Here is a 24,973-nt window from a genome sequence, read left to right as displayed (position 1 = left end):
GCCATTTCTTCCGGCGGTTTCAGTCCTGCTGGTAGTCGGCAATCTGGTTCCCTCCCATCTCATCGATCAGCGCATCCAAGGGTCCGCCTTGACCAATCAGCTTGCGCGGATCGCCCTGGGCGACAATTCGTCCATGCTCCAGCATGATCACCCAGTCCATGTTGGCCAGCCAGTGTAGCCGGTGGGTGGCCAGGACAACCAGGTGCCCGTCCATGATGGGCAGCAGGGTCTGCTTCAGGTCGTATTCGGTCTCGATGTCCAGGTGGGCTGTGGGCTCGTCAAAGAACAGAATCTCGCGTGAAGGGTCAAGGATCCCCCTGGCCAGGGCAATTCGCTGGGCCTGGCCGCCGCTGATGCCTCGGTTGCCCTCTCCAATCCGCGTATCCAGACCGTCAGACAATGTTTGCAGCCAGTCGGTCAATCCGGCTCGGTCGGCTGCACGGGCCACGGCGGCATCGTCTGCATCCTGCTTGTAGAAGCGGATGTTGTCGGCCACTGTGCCGTGGAAGATGAAGGGGTTCTGCGGAATGTAGCTGATGTGCCGCTGCCAGGCAGCCACGTTGCAATGCTCCAGCTGATGACCATCCAGGTCGATGGCGCCTGCCTTGGGCTGGTCAAAGCCGGCCAGCAGATCCATCAACGTGGACTTGCCGGCTCCAGAACGACCGACAATGGCCACCTTGGAAAAACCATTCAGGTTGAAGTCCAGGCCGCTCAGTGCCAGAGGCTGTTCCTGCGAATCCACAGCTGCCTCGTCTCCAGTTCCCTGCGATGCCGTGGAACCGACCTCAGCCGAGGCCGCTTCCCCATTACCGTCATGAACCTTGGAAGACTTGCGCTTGCTGCTCTTCTTGCCGGACTTTTGGCTCTCGGACTTGGCCATGGCATCCATCTGCGCCCCGGCTGAAGCGTTGCTCTCTACCGGCTTGGGGCCAGGATAGGCGAAGTCTATTCCTTCCAGGCGCAGGCGGCTGTCCTCCTTCCACCCGGACCAGTCCAGTTCCTCCAAGCGCTTGGGCTCTGGTTGCGCCAGCATATCCGCAATATCGTCCAAGGCGTTCTTGCCGTTCAGCGTGGCGTGGAAGTCGTCTCCGAACTGGCGGATGGGCATGAAGTACTCAGGGGCCAGAATCAGGGCCAGTAGGGCTGGAAAGAGCTCCACCTTGGCATTGATCAGATTGTTGCCCAGGAAGACAGCCATGATGGCGATGGCCAAGGTGGCAAAGAAGTCCAGAGCAAATGTGGAGGTCATGGCCACCCTGATAACGCTCATGGTCCTCTTGCGGAAGCGGTCCGAGACCGAATAGATCTCGTCCTCGTACTCCTTGTCAATGCCCAGCATCTTCAGGGTCGGCAGGCCCAGGACCGTATCCATGAACCTGGTGTTGAGCTTGCGGAACTGAGCGTACTGCCGGCTGGAACGATCCCTGGCTGCCAGGCCCAGGATGACCATGAAGAAGATAAGCAGGGGCAACATGAGCAGGAGGATGAGCCCGGAACCTGCATCCTGGGTCCAGACCACAACCAAGACAATCAATGGGATGAAAATGAGATCCATCATCTTTGGCAGGACCGTCAGCACGTAGGTGCGCACCTGGTCAAGCCCATCCACCAGCATGGTGACGGCCGAGCCCGTGCCACGCCGGGCCAGAGCCGACGGCCCCAGCGAGAAGACCTTGTCCTGAATACGGGGCCGAAGTTCGGCTACGATGGCGTCGGCACGGTCAGTGGCAAAACGATCCTTGGCCACATCGCAGAGCTGTCGACAGGTGTAGGCGGCCAGAAAGATCAGTGCCGGCACCACCAGCACCTTGAGGTTCTGAAGGTGCCAAATACGTACCAGAGCCAGGGTCAACCCATAGGCCTGAACCACCACGCCTATTCCCTGGACCAGGGACAGTGCGGCCAGCAGACCCAATGTGGACCGGACTCCGTCGAAACGGAAGAGATTTTTGTCAATCAATGCATTATCCTCCGGATGCGCTCCGGTCCTGCCAGCACTGCCCCCCTGCCTCCTTTAACTTTCAGACGGTCTCAGCCACAGTGGCCGAAGGGGCCACAGGAGAGGCCAGATGGGCACCATCGGTGTCCAGCCGCTTGCGCTGGATGAAGTAGCTCCAGATGAAGTAGGCCAGCATGATGGGCAGGAAGATGCAAAGCACCACAGTCATGATCTTCATGGTCAGCGGCGAAGCCGAAGCATCCTGAATCAGCAGGCTGTGGGCCGGATCATCAGCGATCATCACCCGCGGGAAGAGCCCGTTGAAGATAAAGGCGATGATGGCCATCAGGGTGATGCCCGAGCAGGTGAAAGCGTAGCCGCCATGCTTCTTGAAAACGGCAACGTGACCTCCAATAACCGAGGCCAGGATAATTACGGTGATCAGCCAGGTGGACAGGGGACGCGCCTTGTAGAAGTCGGTGTTGAAGATGGCCAGGAGCACGAAGACGACCAGAGCCGGATAGGCGATCCAGTAAGCCTTCTGGCTGACGTTGAGCATCCGACGGGAATCCATGACCCCCATCTTCAGGCTCAGGAAGTGCAGGCCATGAACGAAGCTGAAGAAGACGACAGCGATGCCGCCGACCACAGACAACCAGTTGAACACGTCGAAGAACCCGGGCCACGCATCGCCGTTCTTATCCATGGGAATGCCCTGGATCAGGCTGGTCAGCATCATGCCCAGGAAGAATGGCGCAAAGAGCGAGCCGATGAAGTTGGCCCACTGCCAGACACCACGCTCACGGCTGGTCAGCGCGTGGGAGGCGAACTCGAAAGAGACGCCGCGCAGGATCAGGGAGACCAGCACCAGGAAGAGCAGGAGGTAATACCCGGAGAAGAGGGAGGCGTACCAGAGTGGGAAAGCAGCAAACATAGCGCCGCCGGCGGTGATCAGCCAGACCTCGTTGCCATCCCAGTGGGGGCCAATAGCCCTCATGAAGGTGGCGCGCTCATCACCATCGCGGGCCACGAACCTGGTAGCCATGCCAACGCCAAAGTCGAATCCTTCAAGCAGAAGGAATCCTGCAAAAAGCAGGCCGATGACGAAGAACCACAAACCTTGTAGAAAACTCATGCTAATGCCACTCTCCTCTCGCTCCTGCCGATCCGCGCACGGGCACGGGGGCCTCCAACATTCTGGCGGAGGCCACAGTCGGCCACGGTCTTCGCCAGAATGAGGAGGAGCAGGAGGTAGTCAATAATGTCGATGGACGCAGGGCCGATGGCCATCGTCGCCCAGAACGATCCAATCCGAGGCTGGGACGGGACGAACATGCGCCGCTTCCACATGACCTGAATCATGTTCGTCCTCCTCTCCCTCGTCGTCTAGCCCTTTGCGTCCCTTGAGACGCTGGTTCAGTTGCTCTCCAACATGGTACGCACGTCAGCCAATTCCAGGACCGACCGCTCGTTCACGATCCACTTCAGGACCGAGACCACCTTGCCCTTGAGCTTCAGCGTGCCCATACGGTCGATTTCGGCAACCCCATCGTGAGGACCGAGAGAGCACACGGTCCCCAGGCTTCGGAAGGTGAACCGCTGGGGCTCCTGCCCCCGCATTCTGGCGAGGACATTCGCGGCCGCGGTATCAGCCTGGGCCATCGAAATCTGTGCAGTGGTTGGATAGAGCCGACCCGATTGGGGGTCGGGAACGGCGCTGACATCACCCACCAGGAATTCCTCTGGATGCTGCTCCACCGACAGGTCATCCCTGACCACTACACGGTTACGCTTCTGATTATACCCGGAATCGGCAATAACGTGGCTACCACGCACACCCGTTGTCCAAATGATTGTATGGGCCTTGAACTCCTGGTCATTGGAGACCACAGCATCCTGCCTGACCTCGGTAATGGGGGTCGAGGTGTGGAAGTTGACTCCCCGCTTGCGCAGGTAATCCACAGCCCAGTCGACCAGGTCCTTGCTGAACATAGGCAGAATCTTGGGCGAAGCCTCTATGCAGTCCACCTTGACCTGATCCATGGGGAAGCCCAGGCGCTTTGAGAGCTGAGGCAGACGGTAGACCAACTCGCCCAGGTACTCGATGCTGGTGAAGCCAGCGCCGCAGACCACGATGCTCAGATCCAGCGGATCATGGCTGGTCTGGTAGCGGGCCAACGTTTGCTCAAGCTTCTTGCGGGCCGCCAGAGCGGTGTCCACGTCAACGAGCGGCCATCCGTACTCTTCGGCACCCTTGATGCCGAAGGTTTCCGACTCGAAGCCCAGGGCGTTGACCAGGTAATCATAGGACAGAGGATCGTGATGTTCCAGGCTGACCTTGCGGTTGTCCTGATCGATGCCAACCACCTTGTCAATAATCAGCTCCACCGAATCAGGCAGGGACTTGCGCAGGTCGAAGACCACGTCCGCCGGCTCCTTGGTTCCCGCCGCCACCTGGTGCAGCTGGGTGGACTCGTAGTGGTACTCGTTCTGATTGACCAGGACTATATGGGCATCGGTCTTTGCATGAGCCAGCTTCTTGACCACGCGAAGACCCGCATAACCAGCTCCCAACACCATGATTGTCGTCATAATCACACACCTTTATCGAAAAAATCGTACAATGATTCATATACCGGGTGATGTAGCCCGATCAGCCGATGATTGGGTTCCTCACTCAAGCTTCTATGCTCAAAGTATCAGATTCCATCATCGGAAACTCTGACATAGCAGTCTGCCGGGCCTCCTCTTTTTGTTTGCTTGCTCACACCGTGGGCAACTCTGGTGGACGCCTCCGACCGCCGCCTTGCAAACCAGAAGCATCCCTAGAATCCATGGTAATGCGTAAATAAGAAGAGCGGAACACCGTGTCGGTATTCCGCTCCTTGGGACTTCATGTCTCTATCGCTGGGGTACCTGGACTCGAACCAAGAATGGATGAACCAGAATCACCTGTGTTGCCAATTACACCATACCCCAATTGGCTGTGCGACAATCGCTTGGACGATTGCCACATGTCGTACCCCCGACCGGATTTGGACCGGTGTTGGCGCCGTGAGAGGGCGTAGTCCTAGACCGCTAGACGACGGGGGCTTCACTTTTCGCCGCGTACGAACCCGGTTCAGCAGGTCAGTAGCACAACAAAAAAGAAATATACCCGCTCAGAGGTTTTGGCGCAAGTTGGCCATCCTTCGGAGTGTTGTGCCCTTGCCCAGGATCTCCAGGGACTCAAACAGGGGCGGTGAGACCCGCCTTCCCGAGACCGCCACCCTGACCGGGCCGAAGGCCAGACGGGGCTTGTAGCCGCCCTCATCCACCAGCGCCTGAGTGAGCAGGTCGTGCAGGTGATCGGTCTTCCAATCCTGGTCTGGCACATCCTGCAGGGCGGCAATGGCCAGGTCCAGAACCTGTCCAGCGGAGTCCTTGAGCTGTTTTCGGGCATCCGGCTCGGGTTCCAGGTACTCCTCCTGGCTGAGCAGACTGCCTACCATGCCGGAGACCTCGCCCAGCAGACGCACTCGAGGCTGGACCAAGGGGGCGGCCGCGGTCAGAATTCGCTGTTCACGATCGCTCAGATCCTGCCAGCGCTCGGCACTCACCAGCCCGTCGCGCTTGAGATAAGGCAGGGACCTGTCCAGGAAGTCCTGCGGCTCCAGCATGCGGATGTGCTCGGCGTTGATGGCCACGGCCTTATCGATGTCGAAGTGGGCCGGATTGGCCTTGACGTCGCGGATGTCGAAGTGCTCAACCATCTCATCCATGGAGAAGACATCCCGGTCGGGGCCGATGGACCAGCCCAGTAGAGCCAGATAGTTGAGCAGGCCCTCTGGAATGAAGCCGTGTTCCCGGTGCAGGAAGAGGTTGGACTCGGGGTCGCGCTTGGACAGCTTCTTCTTGCCCTGGCCCATGACGTAGGGCAGGTGTCCGAACAGGGGCATGGCCCGAGCGATGCCTAGCTTCATCAAATAGCGGTAGAGGACGATCTGCCGGGGGGTGGAGCTGAGCAGATCCTCGCCGCGCAGGACCACGTTGATGCGCATCAGGGCATCATCCACTGGGTTGGTCAGCGTGTAAAGGGGATCGCCGTTGGGGCGCACAATCACATAGTCGGGCACGGACCCGGCCTTGAACTCGATGTGTCCGCGAATCAGGTCGTCAAAGGCAATGTCCTCGTCGGGCATGCGGATGCGCAGGGCTGGTCGCCGGCCCTGATCGCGGAAGGCCTGACGCTGCTCCTCGCTCAGATCGCGGTCGTAGCCGTCGTAGCCGAAAGCGGCAGGACGGCCGGCGGCCAGGTTGCGCTCCTTGATCTCCTCGGCGGTGGAGTAGGACTCGTAGGCGTAGCCGGCATCCAGCAACTGCCGGGCTACATCGCGGTATATGTCGCCACGCTCGGACTGCCGGTAGGGGCCATCCGGTCCGCCAACCTCCACACCCTCGTCCCAGTCCAGACCCAGCCACTTGAGGGCCTCCAGAATCTGCTGGTAGCTCTCCTCGCTGTCGCGCTGGGCATCGGTGTCCTCGATGCGGAAGACGAAGGTGCCATGCGAGTGCCTGGCCTGGGCCCAGTTGAAGAGGGCCGTGCGGACCATGCCCACATGCGGAGTGCCGGTCGGCGAAGGGCAGAAACGGACCCTCAGATCCTTAGGCAGGTCGGGTTTAGCGTCGTGATCATGCTCATCAGTCATGACACCCATTGTGCCCCGGCAAGGCGACGTAGACCAATTCAGAGCAGGAGCCGGTATCAGCCCCGCTGCTGCTCCTGCTGACGGTCCTTGCTGTAGGTCTCGGGAATGAACCTGGTCTGGTCGTGTAGCTTGGGCCAGATGACCACCTGGCCCTGCTCCAAGGACCGTGGCACGTCGATGATCCGCTGGTTGTCCGAGCCTCGGAACTGGAGCAGGCTGTTTTTCCGATTCTCCAAGTAGCGTCCGTCCACCAGCACGTCAAGGTAGGAGATCAGCTGGGCCTTGTCCGGGGTCTCCCCCGGCCGGTTCAGCTCCTCCCAGGTGTAGCCGGTCCAGCACCAGATATCCTTCTCGTGGCCGAACTCGCGCCGAATCCGCTCCGAAAGGCCCAGCAGCATGGGGGTGTTGAGCAGGGGCTCCCCGCCCAGGTAGGTGATGCCCTGCACATAGGACAGCGACAGGTCCTTGACGATGCGGTCTTCAAGCTGCTGGGTATAGGGGTGCCCGGCGCCGAAGTCCCATATGGAGGCGTTGTAGCACCCCTGGCAGCGGAAGGGGCATCCGCTGACGTAGAGGGAGCAGCGGATCCCCTCGCCGTCGGTCATGACCAGACGCTTGTAGTCCGCCACGATTCCCCGACTGAGCCGGCGACCGTCCCACTGGCCGGCCTTGGGATTGTTGGTCAGTGCAGAGGGAACCCCCGGACCGCGCCCCTGCTCATCAGCTGCGAAGTCACGGTGGCCGCCCGTCTTTCTCATGACTGCCTGTTTGTCCGTCATCTGGTCCTCCTCATGACAATGGCGGGCCGCAAACTACTTGGCCCGCCATCAACTGCGTCTTGTCAGAGCTTATTCGTCAGAGCTTATTCGGCCTTGTCGTCGAACCACTCCTTGGTGGATCCATCCTTGAGGACCACGTGGCCGGTCTCGCCCTCCATGTGCTTGACGCGGTGGGCGATCTCCTCGTGCCTGCCGTGGACCATGGGCCGCTGGACGGGGTTGCCCAGGTAGCCGCAAGTGCGCTTGGTCACGTTGCACTTGTCAGGGTCGTCATTGCCGCACTCGGGGCACTTGAAGCCCTCCTCGGTGGGCTCGAAGTCACCCTCGTAGCCGCAGACGAAGCAGTGATCGATGGGCGTATTGGTGCCCAAGTAGCCGATGCCGATGTCGTAGGCGTAATCCCAGACCGCTTCCAGGGCCTTGGGGTTCTGCTGCATGGAGGGGAACTCGCAGTAGTTGATGAACCCGCCCGAGGCCAGGTAAGGGAAGTCCCGCTCGTAGCTGAGCTTCTCCATGGGCGTGGGCCGCAGCCAGACCGGGTAGTGGAAGCTGTTGGTGTAGAAGTCGTGGTCGGTCACGCCGTCGACTACGCCGAACTTCTCCTTGTCCATCCGGGCGAAGCGGTCGGTCAGCGACTCGGCCGGGGTGGAGTAGACCGAGTAGTGGTATCCCTCGGCCTTCTCCCACTGCTTGCAGAGCTGATTCATCCGGCGCACGATGCTCAGGGCGAATTCCTTGCCTTCGGGATCCCAGGAGTGGTCCTTCATCCAGTCCTTGCCGTAGAAGACGCTGGTGGCCTCATAAAGGCCGATGTAGCCCAAGGAAACAGTGGAGCGGCTGTTGCGGAAGAGGGTGTCCACGCTGTCGGTCGGCTTCAGCCTGCCGAAGGCGCCGTATTGGTAGAGGGTTGGGGCGTTGATGGGCGTGGCCTGCTTGCAGCGCATGATGCGGAACTGCAGAGCGTGATGGGCCACCTCCATGCGCTGGTCGAAGATCTTCCAGAACCGGTCCTTGTCGCCGCGGGATTCCAGGGCGATACGCGGGATGTTGACGGTGACGACGCCCAGGTTCATGCGGCCGTCCTCTTCGTCCTCCCCGGTCTCCGGGTTGGTCCAGGCCTGGAGGAAGGAGCGGCAGCCCATGGGGGCCTTGAAGGAACCGGTGATCTTGATCAGGTTCTCATAGAAGACCACATCGGGGTACATGCGCTTGGTGGAGCACTCCAGGGCCAGCTGCTTCATGTCATAGTTGGGATCACCCTCGTCGGCGTTCAGCCCATGCTTGATGGTGAAGACCAGCTTGGGGAAGATGGCCGTGTGGCGGTCCTTGCCAAGACCACGGATGCGAATCAGGAAGATGGCGCGCTGAATCTCGCGGGCGAACCACGAGGTGCCCAGGCCGAAGCCCACGGTAACAAAGGGGGTCTGGCCATTGCTGACACGGTTGGAGTTGATCTGGTACTCCATGGTCTGCATGGCATCATAGATGTTCTTGCGGGTCAGGATCTTGGCATAGACCTGGCGCAGCCGAACAATCTGGGGAGCGTCCAGATCGAAGGGGGCATCCTCGCCGATGGGAGCGCGATCGTCCAGGTGGAGCCAGTCAGCCTCCCGGGCCTTGAGGCCGCGGACGACATCCTTGGCCACGTCGATGGGCTCCTCGTCCGGCAGGACGGCCTCAGCCATGGAATAGTTCTTCTTGTAGTCCAGACGAGCGTACTTGTCCAGCATCTCGTCGCAGCGGTTGACGGTCTGGCCGCCGTACTGGGAGCCTGCGATGTCCTTGATGATCTGGGTGATCTGCGTGGCGGCCGTGCCGATGGACTTGGGCGAGTCCATCATGGCGTTGCCCAGCTCGAATCCGTGGGCCAGCATGTCGCCGAAGTCAGGCAGGGAGCAGTTGGTCTCGGCCGTAAAGGGCGAGTAGTCCGCGTCGTGGAAGTGGATGTCGCCCTTCATGTGGGCGTTGGAGACATCCTTGGGCAGCATGGCGAAGGCCGAGGCCTTGGAGACCGCGCCAGCCAGCAGGTCGCGCTGAGTGGCGTAGACGTTGGCGTCCTTGTTGGCGTTCTCGCGCACCAGGGTCTCGTCCTTGCTGGTCAGACGGTGGACAGCCTCGTTGACATCAGTGGCCTTGGCCCGCTGAATGTCACGGTCGAGACGGTAGGAGGTATAGGAGCGAGCGATCTCGTAAAGATGGGCATTGACCAGGGCATGCTCGACCAGGGTCTGGATGTCCTCAATCTTGACCGGGTTGGTGTAGCGATCGGTGATCTCGGACTGGACGGTCAGAGCCATGTCCCGAATCTGCTGGCGATCCTCAGGGCTGACCTCGTTCTTGACATCCTTGAAGGCGGCTTCGATGGCATTCATGATGTTGACGGGATCAAAATCGACGATCCGGCCGTCGCGCTTCTCGACCAGAATGCCATCGACAGCATCGCGATCCGAAATGCCACGCTCCTTCACGCTATCGGTCATGACCTCAGTATCCATCGTCACTCCTCATACGATTCGTACGGTTACTCATGTGCAGTTGCTTTGGCGTTCCCAAATTCCATGCTGGGAACGGCGAATCACATGGATGTCATTCTTTGCTGACAAGACTCACTCTATCACGCCGTGACCACCATATGTAGTGCCTGAGGATGATTTGTCGCCTACATATAGTAATTTTTATGTTTTGTGAACTGCGTCACAAATAGCAGGGTCTGGACAAGGGCGGCAAATGGCCGAAAGGCCATAGGAGGTCATCAACAGAGACGACACAGCTGCCCGACACGCACGTATTTTGTCCAGCCCCGACTCCTGCATCAACCAGGAAGAGGCCTAGGCCAGCAGACCCCTGGGCACGAAAAGGGTTTGGGTGCGCAGACGGCGATCCACGCCCATGCCCTCCGGAGCCTGCCGCCCAGGCTCGATCATGGATAGGAGCATATCAACGCCCTGACGGCCCATGCGATCCACCTGCTGGGAGATGACCGACACCTGGGGGCTGATCAGTTGAAAGACCTCCAAGTCGTCGAAGGAGACCATGGGCACGCGCGAGCGCAGATCGCCGTCCCACTCCATGGCGACGGCCTTGATGGCATCAGCCGAGTATCCGAAGATGACAGCGTCAACCCCTTGGCCAAGCAGGCCGCGCATGGTCGCAGCCGCCCGGGGACGATCCTCGAACCCTTGGCGGACCACCAACCCCGTCAGCCCCTGACGGACATCTACGCAGTCCAGAAAAGCCTGCTCACGCTCGCGAAAAGTATAGGAGCGGCTCTCCGGGCCCGGGACAAAGGCCACTCGTCTGCATCCCCTGGCTGCCAGAGCGTCCATGGCCGCCTCCAAGCCGGGCACAGGATCGGAATCCACCAAAGGGACACCGGGCAGGGTCTGGTCGGGACGATCCACGAAAACCACAGGGAATTCCCTTGCCAACATGGTGCGCAACATGGGTGAGGTGGGCCCGTCAGGCACGACCAAAACACCGTCCATATGCCGAGACAGAAGGATGCGGTAATAGTCCTCCTGCCTGCTGGCTTGGCAAGAGGACACGCCGATCAGGGGCGCGTAGCCTGCCGAGTAGAGCTGGTCCTGGACGGCGTAGACCAGCTCAGAGAAATAAGGATTGCGGATATCGGGAACCAGCAGGCCAACGGCATGCGAGCGCGAGGAACGCATGGAGCGGGCCCGGCTGTCGGGGATGTAGCCCAGCTCCATGGCCGCCCTGCGGACCCTGTCCTTGGTGGGCGGCGAAATGCGCCCCTTGTCGTTGAGCGCCTGGGAGACCGTGGACACGGACATGCCCGCCTGCTTGGCCACATCACTGATGGTCACCGACATGGGAACCCTCCGTCGACCCCTACCGAGATCGGTTGTCTTGTTCCGGACGAGACCGACAGCGGCCGGCCCGCACGGACCTCTCGTGAGTTTCCAGTATAGAGGCATACGATGCAACCTTTCATCACGGCGAGGCAGGACCGGCAGGCTTGGACTAGAGTGGTCTTGTTCGCGCGGCTGGTGGCAGCAGCCGTGGCACACATCGCAGAATTCCATCGGTCAAGACCGTACCGGATCGTCGCGCGGGCTCCTCACCTTCCCGTAGCGGCCCCGATGCGGATGGGCACCAGGGGTGCCGGAGAGGCAAGGTGACAGTGATGAGCATGTCGAGGAACAGTGGCTTCAGGAGAGTTCCCGGCCACAACCTGATCGTGCGGGCGCTCGCCCTGACAGCTGCGCTCTGCATGGCAGCCACGGGCGCAGCCTGCGGGGCCAAGGGGGCAGACGACAAGGCCGATGACGGCTCCAAACTGTCCTTCATGCTGGATTGGACGCCCAACACCAATCATGTGGGCATCTATGTCGCCCGGCATCTGGGCTACTTCGACAAGGCCGGCCTGAAGCTGACCATCCTGCCCACGGCCCAGGCAGGAGCCGAGACCTCCGTTCAGAACGGGGTCGCCGACGTAGGCTTCTCCAAGCTGAGCAACCTGGCCACCTTCAACTCCCAGGGAGCCGACCTGCGGCAGGTTTTCAACATAGGCCAGCATTCCGTGGCGCGCTGGTGCTCGCTGGCCTCGCGCACCGACATCCAGACCCCCAAGGACTTCGACGGCAAGACCTTCGTCAGCTTCGGATCGGCCGAACAGACGGCCGTGGTCAAGCAGATGATCCGCTATGCAGGCGGCAAGGGCGACTTCAAGCGGGTGACCAGCGGCACCAACACCTTCGCCACCCTGACCAGCGGCAAGGGCGACTTCGCCGGTTTCTACGCCAATTGGGAGGGGGTGGAGAGCGAGCTCAAGGGCCCGGCCCTGCACTGCTTCACCCAGGCCGACTGGGGAGTGCCCGGCAACCCCGACCAGCTGGGCTTCGTGGCCAAGAATTCCTGGCTGCAGCAGGCCGGCCACCGTCGCGCCCTGACGGCATTCGTCAAGGCCTGTCTGAAGGGATACGACTACGCCCTGAGCCATCCCGACCAGGCGGCGGACATCCTGGTCCAGGAGACCAAGGGGTCGGCCATCGACCCGACCCTGGCCAAGCGCTCCATGGAGAGCATCGTCAAGGAGGGGTACTGGGTTGACAGTCCAAATCAAAAGAGCATCAGCGGACTGATCAATGTCAAGGATGCCCAGGACTATCTGGACTTTCAGTTCAAGGCTGGCACTTACCGGGACGCTAAGAAGGGCGATCCCAACAAGGCTCCTCAGGCCACGGACCTGTGGACCGATCGCTACGTTCGGGAGGCAGCCGGTCGATGAAGGCACGCAAGCAGAGCAGAACCCGGGCGCTGCCTCCGACCCTCACCCTGCTGGCGCTCTTGATCATCTGGGAGCTGGCAGCCCGCCTGGGCGGAGTCAGCGAACAGGCCCTGCCGGCACCCAGTCGAATCCTGGTTGCCACAGTGCAGTCCCGAGAGGATCTGCTGCCCGCCACCGCCATCACCGCCCTTGAGGGTCTGCTGGGCTTCCTCCTGGCCTCGGTCCTGGGAATAGTGATCGGTCTGGCACTCTACAGCTGGCGCACCCTGCATGATGCCCTCTACCCTCTGATCGCCGGCGCTCAGATGATCCCGCTGATCACCATCGCCCCCCTGTTCGTGATCTGGTTCGGATTCGAGCCACTGGGCAAGGTAGTCATCGTGGCCGTCTTCGCCCTCTTCCCCATCGTGGTCCAGACCTACCGGGGCCTCAAGTCCGTGCCCCGCTTCTATCAGGACGTGGCCCTGAACTGCGGGGCGACTCGGACCTGGACCCTCTGGCACGTCAAGCTTCGGGTGGCCGCAGGACAGATCTTCGGCGGCCTGCGCATCAGCGCCGCCTATGTCTTCGCCACAGCGGCCACCTCAGAGTATCTGGGCGCCAGAAACGGCCTGGGCATATGGCTGCAGTCGGCCTTCAATTCCTTCAGAACACCGCTGATCTTTTCAGCCACCTTGGTCATCATCCTGCTGACCGCCCTCCTGCTGGCCCTGATCACCCTGATCGAGCGCCTCCTGCTGGGCGATGCAGGCGATGATCACATGGTCAATCCAGACGACGAGTGAAGAGTCCCCCATCCCCTGCACTATTCATGGCTATCAAGCGGAAGAACCGGCCTGCCATAATAGGAACATACGGAAAAGTCAGATTCAGGATTATCAATAGAAGATGAGAGGGACGACATCCATGAGCCATCCAGATGATACGAACAACGGGAACCAGACCCCCAATGACCAAGGTTCGGCCAACGGCTGGCCCCAGAATGACCACGCAGACGGAACCGGCTCAGGGCCCGCAGCCTACCTGAATCAGCCTCAGCCAGGACAATCCGGCCATGCGCCGGCAGCTTCGGATCAGAGCGACGTGTACCATCCGATCAGCGAAGCCCAAAGACCTGCCGACGATTACCGCCGGGAACAGCCATACCAAGGGCAGCCATACGGTCAACAGCCGCAGGGTCAACAGCCAGGCTACAACCAGCAACAGCCCTATGGTCAGCAGTACTACGGGCAGCAGCAGGCACCCTATGGTCAAGGCCCGAATCCCGGCCAGGCCAACGGTCAGCCCAATGGCGCAACCCCTCCGACTAGCTATGCGCCGGGCAACCCTTATCAATCGCCCGCGGGTTGGCCGCAGGCCAGCTACCAGCCGGGCCCCCAGGTCCCGCAGTATCCGGCCTACCCCTATGCGGATGCCGGATTCAACGGCGAGCCGCCACTGAACGCACCCTGGTACGGCATTGACTTCGTAAACGCTTGCAAGCGTTTCTTCGTCAAATATTCCGTCTTCTCCGGGAGGGCCTCCCGCGGGGAATTCTGGTGGGTTGTTCTGATGATCTTTCTCATCGACCTTGCGATCTCGATCATCACCTCAGGATCCATCTTTGTGGGACGGATTCTGTCCCTCCTGGTCACCCTTGGACTTTTCATACCCAATCTGGCTGTAGGCATACGGCGGCTTCACGACACCAACATGTCCGGCTACTGGATACTCCTGCCCTTTGCAAGCGAGCTGGTGGGCGCCATCCCTCTGGTCTTCGCCATCGTGGCTATTATTGACGGGCATCCGGGATCCTCGCTCTCCCTGCTTGGCTTGGGCGCATTGATCATAATCGCCGGAACCGTCGCCGGGATCGTTCTGCTGGCCCGACCCAGCGATCCACGAGGAGCCCGTTTCGATCGCTGAGTCCAGCCAGCCCTTCGCCTTGGACGATAGCAAGGCGAAGGGCAGAAGGTCTCAGAGCTCCACAGGAGGCTTGTTGGGATCCTCGGGCACATGGGCGAACTTGGCCTGCAGGGCCTCGCGGCTCTTGCGCTCGTCATCTTCCTTGGCCTTGCGCTTGGCCTCCTCGGGGTCCCAGAGCACCTCCTGACGATGATGGTCCCACTCGGCACCTGCCAGAGGAGCCAGCAGGTCCGCGAAGGCCTCCGGATCATCCAATAATCCCAGCGCCTGGACGACATCCTCGCCGGACAGGAAAGCCCGGGGAATGCCCAGCCGCTCGTTGAGCTCATTGACATAGACCAGTATTGGCGCAGCGGCCGCAGCGTGATCAGGGTCGGCGCCTGCACGCCGGAGCAGATCACGACAAATCGCCAGGCCGGTGGCCAGGGCCCGGGCCACCCCCTCCTTGTCCTGCAGAGATTTGGGGGATGCGCTCTGGTCATTCAAGGACTGCTCGGCCTTGGCCACGCCGGCGGCTACATCCTGCTGCCGAGCCTGGTCCCAGCCGCTGCCCAAGGTTTCAGCCAAATCCGCAAGCATCTTGGACCGATCTTCCTGCGCCTGTGCAGCAGCCTCGATAGCATCGTTGGCCGCCATGAGGGCATCCACCAGATCCTGGGGACGACCAGGAATGTCCTCAGCGCCCTCATAGACGTATTCAGCGTCGGGGATGGTCACATCCTCTCCCGTCATCAACTGCGCCAGCACCATGCTGATGCGCACCTGCAGGTCCTCCGCATACTTGGCGTCGTTGGCCAGATGTTCGGCATTCGTCAAGGGCCAAAGGTCTACCAGCCTGGCCCCCTGTTCAGCCGCCTGGGCCACGGCGGGCCGCCCGGCTATGGCCTCCAGGCTTCCCTCTACATCCACCATGATCATCACGCTCCTTCATCGGGTTCTCGGACAGTCATCCACGACAGTATCCTCAGCCATCCTAGGCCGTGCAAGCGGTCTTCACACGCCTGCCGCCGGGTCTGCGTAGGTGATTCCCAGCACTTTGCCGGTCTCACAATCCAGGGTGATGGAGGTCACCGAGGCCAAAGCGGTGGCTCGAAGGAACATATTGTGCTCGGGGTGACCGGTCTCCAAAAGATGACGGTAGGACCAGATGGGCGACTCATGCGAGACAGCCAGGATCTGCGCATCAGGATGGCTACGGACCACCTGCCGGACGAAATCCCCCACTCGCCGGGCGATCTGCCGATAGGACTCCCCCCAGCTGGGTCGGCGCAGGTCCAGGATCAGCCGCAGGTTGGAGGGCCGCCAGAGGGCCCCCTGCCCGCGTCCGATACGCTTGCCGCGGAATTCGTTGCCGGCCTCGATCAGACGACGGTCATAGACAGGCTCCAATGGTTTCAAACCGTGCTGGACACGAGCTGGGTTGATCTGCTCAAGCAGGACGGCTGTGGTCTCCCTGGTCCTGTCCAGCGGAGATGAGTAAACGGCTTCCAGATCGCGCATGCCAGGAGCCTCGGCCATAAAGCGGGCCGTCGCTTCGACCATGGCCCTTCCTCTGGCGGACAAATGGAATCCCGGCAATCGCTCATAGAGAATATGATCGGGATTATCAACCTGGCCATGACGGACGAAATGAATGGTCGTCGCAGGCACGACCCACCTCCCAAGCTCCCCGGCAGACCCGATAAGAGACCATGGCGGGGGGTAGAATTATCACTATCCCAATGGCACCCATCAGGCGCCGATATGGTTACCACTGTAGCAGTCCCCCCTAGCAGCCCCACATCCCTTTCATACATCTGCAAGGTTGTGGAGAAAACATGCTTCGGGACTGCAAAAACACTCAAGGAATGCGAGGTGAACAACCCATGCCACGGCAATTGAAAGCGGCTCTGGTCGAAGCCGGTCACAGGGTCTTCGGGGGATACTCGGCGCTCCTGCGACTGCCTCACACGGCACGGTTCGCAGTGGGGTCGGTTATCGCCTCCATGCCCTTCCCCATGGTGGGCATGACCATCACCATCTCGGTGCAGCACTACTACGGCAGCTACTCCTTGGCCGGAGCCCTGACCGCCATCCAAGCCGTGGCACTGGCCCTGGTCAGCCCCATGCTGGGCAAGATGGTCGACAAGTTCGGCCAGCGACAGGTCTCCATTCCCACGGTTCTGGTCTGGATCGTGGCCGCCACGATCCTGATCACAGCCATCACCGCCCACGCCCCCACCTGGGTGCTCTACCTGGTCACCCCGTTCATGGCGGCCATTCCGCCCTGGGGAGCCATGAGCCGTAGTCGGTGGACGCATCTGCTGCGCGGCGACCACCGAGCCACTAATCAGGCCCTATCCCTGTCAGGGGTCTTCGACGAGGCCATGTGGGTGATCGGCAATCCTCTAGCCTCCATCCTGGCGGTCATTTCAGGCGTATTGGCCTTCTCCTTTACCGGGATCTGTGTGCTGGTCGGGGCCTTTATGTTCCTATCCTGCCGAGAGACCGAGCCGCCCTCGCAGACGGACATGTCCCGCGCCCAAGGCATCACCCGCAAGGAGTACCGGGAGCGCCAGGCTCAGCAAGTAGCGCGCCTGCGGGATCAGGAGGGCGGAAACGGCCGTAGTGGCGCCTTCTGGAGCGCCGGCATGATCGCCGTCTGCGCCACCTGGTTCGGCCTGGGAGCCTTCCAGAGCGCCGCGTCCATCTCCATCATCGCCTTCGCCACCGAACAGGGGATGAAGCAGATGACCGGATTCGTCTTCGCCTGCTTCTCCTTCAGCTCCCTGGTCGGTGCCTTGCTTTACGGGGCCAAGAACTGGACCATCCCCCTCTGGAAGCGTTTCTACTTCTGCCTGCTGGTGGTCAACCTGGGCATCGGAACCTTCATGTTCGCCAGGAATCTGTGGACCATCATGATCATCTACCTGATCATCGGCGTCTGCCAGGCACCCACCTGGATCAACGGCAACCAGCTCATGCTCCACCTGGTGCCGCCCATCCGCTTCACCGAAGGCATGGCTTGGCTGAGCGCCATGAATTCGATCGGGTCCTCAGCGGGTTCGGCTGTGGCCGGGCAGTTCATCGACCGTTACGGATCCCAAGGCGGGTTCGGGGTGGTCACTGCTCTGGCTCTGACCTCGCTGGCTATCGCCTTTGTAGGGTTCCGTCAAATCCGAAACAGCACCGAGGAACCCATTCTGACCGAACTGCCCGCCTGAGGGCGCAACGTAAGGCTTTTGCGCACAAGCGGCTCCCGCTACCCCGCGAGCACAGCAGGGATGATTGAATGGGCTATCGTGCGTAGATTAATCGGACAGCTGCTCAAGTTCGGCATCGTGGGCGTCATCGCCTTCCTGATCGACATCGGCATCATGAACCTGCTGATCATGGGGCCACACCTGAACAATGTCCTGGCTGGGGCCATCTCCTTCCTGATCTCCCTGGTCTTCAACTATCTGGCCAGCATGCGTTACGTCTTCAAGCATAGGGAGGACATGGCCCGGTGGATGGAGATGGCGGTCTTTCTGGTCTCCTCGGTGATCGGCCTGGGGATCAATGAGGTGATCCTGTGGATGGGCACTGCCATGCTGCCGCCGGACGCCATCACCACCATGCACGCCCGTTACCTGCTCTATGCCAACATCGCCAAGATCACAGCCACCGTGGTGGTGGCCATCTGGAACTTCCTGATCCGCAAGTGGCTGCTGGATGCTCCCGCCCCCGGCAAGCCGGTCGACCCGCGTTCGGTGGCCCACCGTCTGGGGGCCTGGTCCCTGCGTCATCGGCCCTTCGGCTGGCGCTGAGCCAGCCTGTCCGGTCAAGGCTACTATGGGACGGGAATAGTCAGCCATCCGGCATACGGACCGGGTCATCCTGATTGGTCATGCCGGACGGATCGGAAAGGAAGCGCCATGCCCGTCATCCACACCCATGTAAGCACACCCATCACCGCCGAACAGCGCGAACGGATCAAGACCGCCTACGGCAAGGCCATCACCGCCGTCCCCGGCAAGTCCGAGGGCTGGCTCATGTGCCCCTTCGAGTCGGACATGCCCATCTATTTCGGCGGTGACGACAGCAAGCCTGCAGCCTATGTCGAGGTCAACGTCTTCGGCAGCAACGTACCCAAGTCCGCCTGGGAAAGCCTGACCAAGACCATCATGGACACGCTGGAATCTGAGCTGTCCATTCCCAAGGACCGCACCTACATCCGCTATACGGCCACCACTGACTGGGGATGGAATGGCGGCAATTTTTAGGCGAACAATCCTCTGTAACGCGTAAGGAGGCCTTCCCGCACATATATGTGCTGCGGGAAGGCCTCCTGCTTAAGCCCAGATCCCTATTTCAAAAAGGATCGTTATGGGATAGGTCAGATTTACTACTCTGCGACGACCTTGACCGTGAAAGCGGCCGAGATCTCGGGGTGCAGGGCCACGGTGGCCGGGAACTCTCCGGTGGTCTTGATGGTCTCCACGGAGATGGAGCGGGGATCCACATCGGCCAAGGGGCGAAGAGCCTGGGCGATGGCATCATTGGAGATGCCGCCGAAGAGCTTACCCGAATCGGACACCTTGGCTGCGATCTCGACGGTCTGGCCATCGATGGCGGTCTTGGCTGCCACGGCGTCCTCGCGGGTGGCCATGGACTTAGCCCGACGTGCCCGCTGCAGGGATTCGATCTGTGCAGCAGCGCCCTTGGACCAGGCGAAAGCCAGTCCCTGGGGGATCAGGAAGTTGCGCGCATAGCCAGGCTTGACCCCGACAACGTCGCCCTTATGACCCAGATCGGTCACGGTATCGGTCAGAATTACCTTGGTTTCCTTTGCCATAATCCGGACCTCCCTCAGCGACCGTTGGTGGCGTAGGGCAGCAGGGCCATCTCGCGGGCGTTCTTGATAGCCTTGGAGATTTCGCGCTGCTCCTGGACGGTGACACCGGTGATGCGGCGGGAACGGATCTTGCCGCGGTCAGAGATGAACTTGCGCAGCAGAGCCACGTCCTTGTAATCGATGGTATGAATCTTGGCAGCCCTCAGAGGATTCGGCTTTTTCTTGAAGGGCTTGACCGGCGGTTGCGGCCTTTTACGTGACATTGGTACTCCTTAAATGAATGATGACGCTATGAAACTTCAGAACTCGGGATCGTCTCCAGAACCACCGAACTCGCCGGTGGACCCAAAGGATCCGAAGGAATCGCCGGATCCGGTCGATGACCAAGGATCCTGGGCCGGGGCCTGCTGGCTCTGCGCTGGCTGCTGACGACCCATAGGGGCCGATGCCGCGCCGGTGCCGCCCTGGTAGGATGCCCCACCCTGGTAGCCGCCGTTGCTGGAGCCGGCGAAACCGCCACGAGATCCTCCGCCACCGGTGTTGGCGTTCCTGGTGACCTGAGCGGTGTTCCGTGTCAGTGCAGGTCCGATCTCGTCCAGACGCAGCTCCACAACCGTGCGGTTATTGCCCTCGCGATCCTGATAGGAGCGCTGCACCAGACGACCCTGGGCTATTACCCTCATGCCCTTGGTCAGGCTGGCCTGAATGTTGGAGGCCATGGGACTGTAGGTAGAATCCCAGGCCGAGCAACGCATGAAGAGCGAGTCGCCGTCCTCCCACTGCCCCGAGTTCCTGTTGAACTGCCTGGGCGTGGACGCGATGGTCAGGTTGGCCACCGTGCCTCCGTTGGAGGTCGTACGCACCTCCGGATCCGCAGTGAGATTGCCCACCACGGTGATGTATGTATCTCCCGCCATGTCACGACCTTTCCTCGGAGTGAGGACTTGGGAATGGGCCTACTGGGGCGAATCCCGCACCCTTGGACCTTCGACGCGAGAACTGGATGTCAGCCGACGCTTCGATGTCCTTTTGCTGTTTGCTTACTTGTCATCCTTACGAAGAATCTTGGTGCGGATGACGGACTCGTTCAGGTTGAGCACACGATCGAGCTCAGCGCTGGCGGCAGGCTCGCAGGTGTATTCGACCACCACGTAGTTGCCTTCCTTGTGCTTGTCGATCTCATAGGCCAGCTTGCGACGGCCCCAGACGTCGATGTTGTCGACGGAGCCGCCTTCCTTGGTGACCACCTCGAGATACTGGTCGGTCAGCTTCTTCAGCGAGCGCTCATCCATGGCCGGATCGGCAATGAACATCAATTCATACTTGTGCGCAGACATCACCCACCTCCTTTGGACTTACAGGTCACGGACCTTCCGTGACAGGAGGGTGTATTGCACACCAATCGTGGCTGAACGATCCTCTGGCCACGACGGGAACCCGACTAGTTTACATCCAAGGGTGGTACAGCTACAAATATCAGTGTCCCTGCTGCCGATAGCGAGCCTCGACTGCCTGCTTATCACCTGCCCACCACCTGCGGTGACGGCGATACCAGTCGATCGTCTCTGCCAGACCCTGCTCGAAGTCTCGGTGCAGAGGCCGCCAACCGAGATCCCGTCGTATCTTTCCGGCATCGATGGCATATCTACGATCCCCTCCAGGCCGATCTGCCACCAAATCGAATTCGTCTGGCCCACGGCCCATGAGGCGCAGGATCATCCTGAGCACCTCCATGTTGCTCAACTCGCCATCCGCGCCGATGAGGTAGGTTGATCCAGGCGCTCCATGAACCAGGATGCTCCAAATGGCCCGGCAGTCATCCTCCACATGGATCCAATCCCGGACCGCACGTCCTTGGCCATAGATTCGTGGACGGATTCCGGACAGGATGTTGGTGATCTGCCGAGGAATGAATTTTTCAATGTGCTGATAGGGACCGTAGTTGTTGGAGCAATTGGAGATGGTCACACGGGTCCCATAGGTGCGCCACCAGGCTCGCGCTAAATGGTCCGCCCCTGCCTTGGTGGCCGAATACGGACTCGAGGGCCGGTAAGGGCTGGCCTCGGTGAAACGGTGCGGATCATCGAAGTCGAGATCGCCGAAAACCTCATCAGTGGACACCTGATGGAAGCGAAGGCCGTGGCGACGGGCCGCCTCCAGCAGAACATAGGTGCCATAGAGATTGGTCCTGATGAAGGGCGCTGGATCCTGGATGGAGTTGTCGTTGTGCGACTCAGCCGCAAAATGGACGATGGCATCGACATGAAACCGGCGAATGGCCTGTTCCACAGATTCCGCGTCGCAGATATCGGCATGGACCATATCGATCCGATCGGGAATAAGGCCATGGAGGTTATCGATCTTGGCTGCATAGGTGAGCAGATCGTAAACCACGATGTGCGTGTCGGGATGGTGGGCCAGCACATAACGCACAAAATTCGTGCCGATGAACCCGGCACCCCCCGTCACCATCAGGCATGAGGGCTCGGCTGGCTCATGGTCCTCAACACTGCCCGTACGAAGCCCAGACACCTCACTTCCGCTCTTCATCGCCAAGGGCCCGTTCCCCGTCTGCCGAAAGTATCCGACGCATGGCTCGTACCGATTCCGGCGAAGCAATGTACTCATCAGTGACATGCTCATGGGAATGCATGTCGCGCGGCAGAGCCATGTAATCACCATAGGCCTTACTCAGGTACTCACGATAATTGCGGGGCACTGGAACGGAGATCCCGCGGAAAGGCAGAGTCGTTGAACCGGTCCAATTATCGGTCAAGTAGGGACCGGATTGGCGCACCTCATCGATGTTTTCAATGCCCCTAATCAATCCTGTAGCGCCATCAGCTGTTGGCAGGACGGATACGCGAGTCGCCAGATCTTCTAGGTGTGCGTGCAGGTCGGATTCCAAAGCGGGTATCAGAGGATCTGCGCCGGCAATATAAATATCCCGGCTCCAAGAGGAACTCTGGTATTGTTTGCGGATTTCCTGGACAAACTGTACACGTTCCTGCGTGCAGACCTGCCATGCATCTTCCGGATCGCCAGATACCCAATCCAAAGGGAAAAGATCAACAAAACAGGGGTTGGCTTCATCTATTGACCGGAATCTAATCTGCTTGCAAGGCACATACCAATCCCAGACGACCGTGACACGGAAACGCCCATCCTCGCGTACAGCTTTTTCCAACCGCCTCAACTGTTCACGAGTGATATAGACGTCAATATCGTCATCCCAAGGGATGAAATCCTGCTGGCGGAAGGCACCCAGCACTGTACCGCCGGTACCCCAGTAGGAGATCCCATGATCCCGGCAAAACTGATCAAAAAGTTCGAACAGTCTGGCCTCCGCATCCTGGAAGAGCGCATGAACGCCTTTAGCCTTAGGCAATCCTCTAAAGAATCTGAGTTGAGCCTGCTCAGTCGTCTCATGATCTCCTCGGAACAGCTGCCAGTACATAACGCTATTCGAATCATGGACGTATTCCAAGGTCTCATTCAGTGCAAGGCATTGCTTCTCCAAGCGATCAAGACTCTCCTGAGCCTTATCCAGGGCCTTCCGCTGATCATCAATCACGTGAAGGAGTCGAGCGTATCTGGCGTCATCCTGCGCCCGGAAGTCCCGGAAAGACCGGGAGGAGATGGGCAGGCGCCTTTTAATACCGGCGATCAGACGGCTATTCATTGTCTATGCCTTTCCCTACAAGATTGCCGGTCTGCCATGTAGACGGCCGCATACCAAAATACTGACCGGTGCGTTCCAGTCCCTGCGCCAGTCCGACCTCCGCCTCAAACCCCAGAGCCCGTATTCTGGAAGTATCAAGAATATTGTCCTCCGGAGGGGAGAAGCGCGCAAGCTCATCTTGATTAGGCTGTTCATACCGCACCAGACCGCCCGGGCGTCCAAAAAGCTGGGTCAATTTCCGAGCCACCCCGGCTATGGTGACTTTCTCCCCGCTATTGGCAATGTTGTAAGTTGAGTTCTGTCCACGCAATAGAAGCAGCATGATGCCATAGACCGCATCTTTGATATAGCAGTAGCTGCGTCGCTGCAGACCTGGACTGTGCATTTCGATGTCTCTGCCCTCTTGAAGCATTCGCAGGAAAAGCGTGACGATCTTGGGATCGTCGAGACGATCACCTGGGCCATAGAGATAGGCCATACGTGCCACATTCACAGGAAGACCAAGCTGTAGACGTGCCCCTGCGCAAAGGTTTTCAGCGGCTAACTTGCTGATTGGATAGCAGTTGCGAACCACCGACGGATCAAAGTTGCCCGTATCCTCCTCTTTGAGGGTCCCCTCCTGGCTATGACCCGCATAGGCTTCAACGCTGGACAGATAGACCATTCGGCGGGGCTTAGTATCCAGGCCTGCCAGATATTGCAGAATCTGGTCAGTCCCAACCACGTTGGTCATCATGGTCCCCATGGGATCGGATTGGTAAGCCACGGGGTCGGCATTGCTGGCGGCGTGGATGCAATACTCTATCGGACCTTCGTTTTGCAGCGAGAGGGGGGCGCGAAGATCCTGTTCCACGAGCTGCAGCCATGAGTCCTCCCAGTCGTCGCCCAAAACATCTCGCAGACGTTTCCGACTCCTGACCACAGCAAGAACATCGATATGCAGGCCATGACGACGACGCAAAGCAGCTATCAGATGCAGAATGAAGGAACCCACAAAGCCTGTTCCGCCGGTAATCAGTATCCTGCAGCCATCCAGCTCCCGCCACAAGTCCGGATGGGCGTCGGCCAGATCATTCACATCCTGCTTCAGAATGTCTGCATCTACCCTTCCTCCTCCGGTCATCAGGCCATTCCCTTCGCATCGAGATAGGCCTCGAAGAGCGCCACATCCTCGGGACTGGTGAGCTTGAAGTTGGAATTGTCACCAGCTACCGCATGAACCACATGACCAGTTTCGATAAGCAACGTGCAGGTAGCGACTGAATCATGAATGCCCATCTCATCAGCCTGGCGATGGATTAGTGAAAGATCGCGCAGACGCAAGCTCTGCGGGGTCTGGGTTCGCATGATGTGAGAGCGCTCAACCACTCTGTTACTTGACTCGCCGTCATCGGTATGGAGCAAGGCCTCAGTTGCCGGCACTACGGTGATGGCATTGCCGTATTTCTCCACGCCGGCTATGTTGGCGTTGATCACCTCTTCAGTCAACAAGGGGCGAACTCCGTCATGGATCAAAATGATGTCCTCAGGCGAATACTGCTCCTCCAGATAATGCAGGCCGCAGCGAATGGATTCGAAGCCGCTGACACCTCCAGGTATGACGGATCGGACCTTGGTCAGCCCGCAATCTTTGACGTATTGCTCAACGATTCCTGTCCACTCGGGCAGGGATACGACAATGATGTCCTCGACGGCCACTGCTCGTTGGAAAGCTTCCAAGGTATAGACCAGTACCGGCTTGTTCCGAACTACCAAAAACTGCTTGGGCACCGGCCCACGCATACGGGCGCCAACCCCGCCAGCCAATACCAGGGCGACGACCCTAACGGTGGACTCATCTGGGGAATCCATGCTCTTCTTTCCCTGGCTCTCATGACTCATGCTCTAATTCTATCGAAACGGCTACAAGG

Annotated in this window: 23 protein-coding genes and 2 tRNA genes; 6 read left to right on the top strand and 19 right to left on the bottom strand. The window is 59.9% G+C overall.

From position 1 onward, the window contains the following. Positions 1 to 19 precede the first annotated feature (19 nt). The 9 genes from ACUIAG_RS08205 to ACUIAG_RS08165 all read right to left on the bottom strand — a co-directional run bounded on the left by ACUIAG_RS08205 (position 20) and on the right by ACUIAG_RS08165 (position 11,242). On the bottom strand, positions 20 to 1,963 hold the full coding sequence (locus ACUIAG_RS08205; protein WP_445339624.1) for an ABC transporter ATP-binding protein/permease: 1,944 nt from the start codon (positions 1,961 to 1,963) through the stop codon (positions 20 to 22). A gap of 61 nt (positions 1,964 to 2,024) precedes the next feature. Next, positions 2,025 to 3,077, bottom strand: a complete 1,053-nt coding sequence (cydB, locus tag ACUIAG_RS08200; RefSeq protein WP_313838907.1) for a cytochrome d ubiquinol oxidase subunit II — start codon at positions 3,075 to 3,077, stop codon at positions 2,025 to 2,027. Between the two features lie 281 nt (positions 3,078 to 3,358). Beyond that, the gene (locus ACUIAG_RS08195) at positions 3,359 to 4,534 is read right to left on the bottom strand and encodes an NAD(P)/FAD-dependent oxidoreductase (RefSeq protein WP_198189636.1); all 1,176 of its coding nucleotides are present in this window, start codon (positions 4,532 to 4,534) and stop codon (positions 3,359 to 3,361) included. Between the two features lie 315 nt (positions 4,535 to 4,849). Then, positions 4,850 to 4,921 (bottom strand) — tRNA-Gln (locus ACUIAG_RS08190). 41 nt (positions 4,922 to 4,962) lie between these two features. Continuing rightward, positions 4,963 to 5,035 (bottom strand) — tRNA-Glu (locus ACUIAG_RS08185). Positions 5,036 to 5,103: 68 nt separating this feature from the next. Further along, the gene (gene gltX, locus ACUIAG_RS08180; protein ID WP_313841605.1) at positions 5,104 to 6,630 is read right to left on the bottom strand and encodes a glutamate--tRNA ligase; all 1,527 of its coding nucleotides are present in this window, start codon (positions 6,628 to 6,630) and stop codon (positions 5,104 to 5,106) included. 56 nt (positions 6,631 to 6,686) lie between these two features. Next, positions 6,687 to 7,409 carry an anaerobic ribonucleoside-triphosphate reductase activating protein gene (gene nrdG / locus ACUIAG_RS08175; protein ID WP_445339623.1) on the bottom strand — a complete coding sequence of 241 codons (723 nt, stop codon included), beginning with the start codon at positions 7,407 to 7,409 and terminating at the stop codon, positions 6,687 to 6,689. Positions 7,410 to 7,492: 83 nt separating this feature from the next. Next, on the bottom strand, positions 7,493 to 9,889 hold the full coding sequence (gene nrdD / locus ACUIAG_RS08170) for an anaerobic ribonucleoside-triphosphate reductase (protein ID WP_445340399.1): 2,397 nt from the start codon (positions 9,887 to 9,889) through the stop codon (positions 7,493 to 7,495). A 348-nt stretch (positions 9,890 to 10,237) separates the two neighbouring features. Next, positions 10,238 to 11,242, bottom strand: coding sequence for a LacI family DNA-binding transcriptional regulator (locus ACUIAG_RS08165; RefSeq protein ID WP_445339622.1), 1,005 nt, complete (start codon positions 11,240 to 11,242; stop codon positions 10,238 to 10,240). 314 nt (positions 11,243 to 11,556) lie between these two features. Here ACUIAG_RS08165 and ACUIAG_RS08160 point away from each other — a divergent pair, with 314 nt between their 5' ends. The 3 genes from ACUIAG_RS08160 (at position 11,557) to ACUIAG_RS08150 (ending at position 14,565) form a co-directional block, all read left to right on the top strand. Then, complete coding sequence (locus ACUIAG_RS08160) at positions 11,557 to 12,660, top strand: ABC transporter substrate-binding protein (RefSeq protein ID WP_445339621.1); 1,104 nt, start codon at positions 11,557 to 11,559, stop codon at positions 12,658 to 12,660. Next, positions 12,657 to 13,445: an ABC transporter permease gene (locus ACUIAG_RS08155; RefSeq protein WP_306221699.1), complete on the top strand. Its 789-nt coding sequence runs from the start codon at positions 12,657 to 12,659 to the stop codon at positions 13,443 to 13,445. The genes ACUIAG_RS08160 and ACUIAG_RS08155 overlap by 4 nt, the downstream gene beginning before the upstream one ends. A gap of 121 nt (positions 13,446 to 13,566) precedes the next feature. Next, positions 13,567 to 14,565: a DUF805 domain-containing protein gene (locus ACUIAG_RS08150; RefSeq protein ID WP_445339620.1), complete on the top strand. Its 999-nt coding sequence runs from the start codon at positions 13,567 to 13,569 to the stop codon at positions 14,563 to 14,565. Positions 14,566 to 14,616: 51 nt separating this feature from the next. Here the strand turns inward: ACUIAG_RS08150 and ACUIAG_RS08145 are convergent, their stop codons facing one another. Together ACUIAG_RS08145 and ACUIAG_RS08140 are read right to left on the bottom strand one after the other, a co-directional pair. Continuing rightward, positions 14,617 to 15,483 carry a hypothetical protein gene (locus tag ACUIAG_RS08145; protein ID WP_445339619.1) on the bottom strand — a complete coding sequence of 289 codons (867 nt, stop codon included), beginning with the start codon at positions 15,481 to 15,483 and terminating at the stop codon, positions 14,617 to 14,619. A 75-nt stretch (positions 15,484 to 15,558) separates the two neighbouring features. After that, complete coding sequence (locus tag ACUIAG_RS08140; protein ID WP_445339618.1) at positions 15,559 to 16,215, bottom strand: histidine phosphatase family protein; 657 nt, start codon at positions 16,213 to 16,215, stop codon at positions 15,559 to 15,561. Between the two features lie 215 nt (positions 16,216 to 16,430). Between ACUIAG_RS08140 and ACUIAG_RS08135 the strand changes: the two genes are divergently transcribed. From ACUIAG_RS08135 to ACUIAG_RS08125, 3 genes are all read left to right on the top strand, one after another. Further along, a complete protein-coding gene (locus ACUIAG_RS08135) occupies positions 16,431 to 17,768 on the top strand; it encodes an MFS transporter (protein WP_445339617.1) in 1,338 nt (445 codons plus the stop codon). 78 nt (positions 17,769 to 17,846) lie between these two features. Beyond that, positions 17,847 to 18,353 carry a GtrA family protein gene (locus ACUIAG_RS08130; protein WP_313841674.1) on the top strand — a complete coding sequence of 169 codons (507 nt, stop codon included), beginning with the start codon at positions 17,847 to 17,849 and terminating at the stop codon, positions 18,351 to 18,353. Between the two features lie 108 nt (positions 18,354 to 18,461). Next, a complete protein-coding gene (locus tag ACUIAG_RS08125; RefSeq protein ID WP_445339616.1) occupies positions 18,462 to 18,809 on the top strand; it encodes a phenylpyruvate tautomerase MIF-related protein in 348 nt (115 codons plus the stop codon). Positions 18,810 to 18,931: 122 nt separating this feature from the next. Here ACUIAG_RS08125 and rplI read toward each other — a convergent pair whose 3' ends face one another. The 8 genes from rplI to ACUIAG_RS08085 all read right to left on the bottom strand — a co-directional run bounded on the left by rplI (position 18,932) and on the right by ACUIAG_RS08085 (position 24,944). Beyond that, complete coding sequence (gene rplI / locus ACUIAG_RS08120; protein WP_024627583.1) at positions 18,932 to 19,381, bottom strand: 50S ribosomal protein L9; 450 nt, start codon at positions 19,379 to 19,381, stop codon at positions 18,932 to 18,934. A 14-nt stretch (positions 19,382 to 19,395) separates the two neighbouring features. Then, entirely contained in the window at positions 19,396 to 19,644 is a 249-nt protein-coding gene (gene rpsR, locus ACUIAG_RS08115) for a 30S ribosomal protein S18 (protein ID WP_015021310.1), read from the bottom strand. Positions 19,645 to 19,680: 36 nt separating this feature from the next. Further along, positions 19,681 to 20,298, bottom strand: coding sequence for a single-stranded DNA-binding protein (locus ACUIAG_RS08110; RefSeq protein ID WP_306221694.1), 618 nt, complete (start codon positions 20,296 to 20,298; stop codon positions 19,681 to 19,683). Positions 20,299 to 20,421: 123 nt separating this feature from the next. Next, positions 20,422 to 20,718 carry a 30S ribosomal protein S6 gene (gene rpsF / locus ACUIAG_RS08105; RefSeq protein WP_024627581.1) on the bottom strand — a complete coding sequence of 99 codons (297 nt, stop codon included), beginning with the start codon at positions 20,716 to 20,718 and terminating at the stop codon, positions 20,422 to 20,424. 139 nt (positions 20,719 to 20,857) lie between these two features. After that, positions 20,858 to 21,853, bottom strand: coding sequence for a dTDP-glucose 4,6-dehydratase (gene rfbB, locus ACUIAG_RS08100; RefSeq protein ID WP_445340398.1), 996 nt, complete (start codon positions 21,851 to 21,853; stop codon positions 20,858 to 20,860). A 61-nt stretch (positions 21,854 to 21,914) separates the two neighbouring features. Further along, positions 21,915 to 23,063 (bottom strand): LicD family protein, encoded by a 1,149-nt coding sequence (locus ACUIAG_RS08095; RefSeq protein WP_445339615.1) that lies wholly within the window; start codon positions 23,061 to 23,063, stop codon positions 21,915 to 21,917. Next, positions 23,056 to 24,186, bottom strand: a complete 1,131-nt coding sequence (locus ACUIAG_RS08090; RefSeq protein ID WP_445339614.1) for an NAD-dependent epimerase/dehydratase family protein — start codon at positions 24,184 to 24,186, stop codon at positions 23,056 to 23,058. The genes ACUIAG_RS08095 and ACUIAG_RS08090 overlap by 8 nt, the downstream gene beginning before the upstream one ends. After that, entirely contained in the window at positions 24,186 to 24,944 is a 759-nt protein-coding gene (locus ACUIAG_RS08085) for an IspD/TarI family cytidylyltransferase (RefSeq protein WP_313838928.1), read from the bottom strand. Before ACUIAG_RS08085 ends, ACUIAG_RS08090 begins: the two co-directional genes overlap by 1 nt. Positions 24,945 to 24,973: the final 29 nt, after the last annotated feature.

It is taken from the genome of Bifidobacterium sp. ESL0825 (assembly GCF_052606465.1).
The sequence above is the reverse complement of the archived record's forward strand: the minus strand, read 5'-3'. Positions and strand labels throughout refer to the sequence as shown.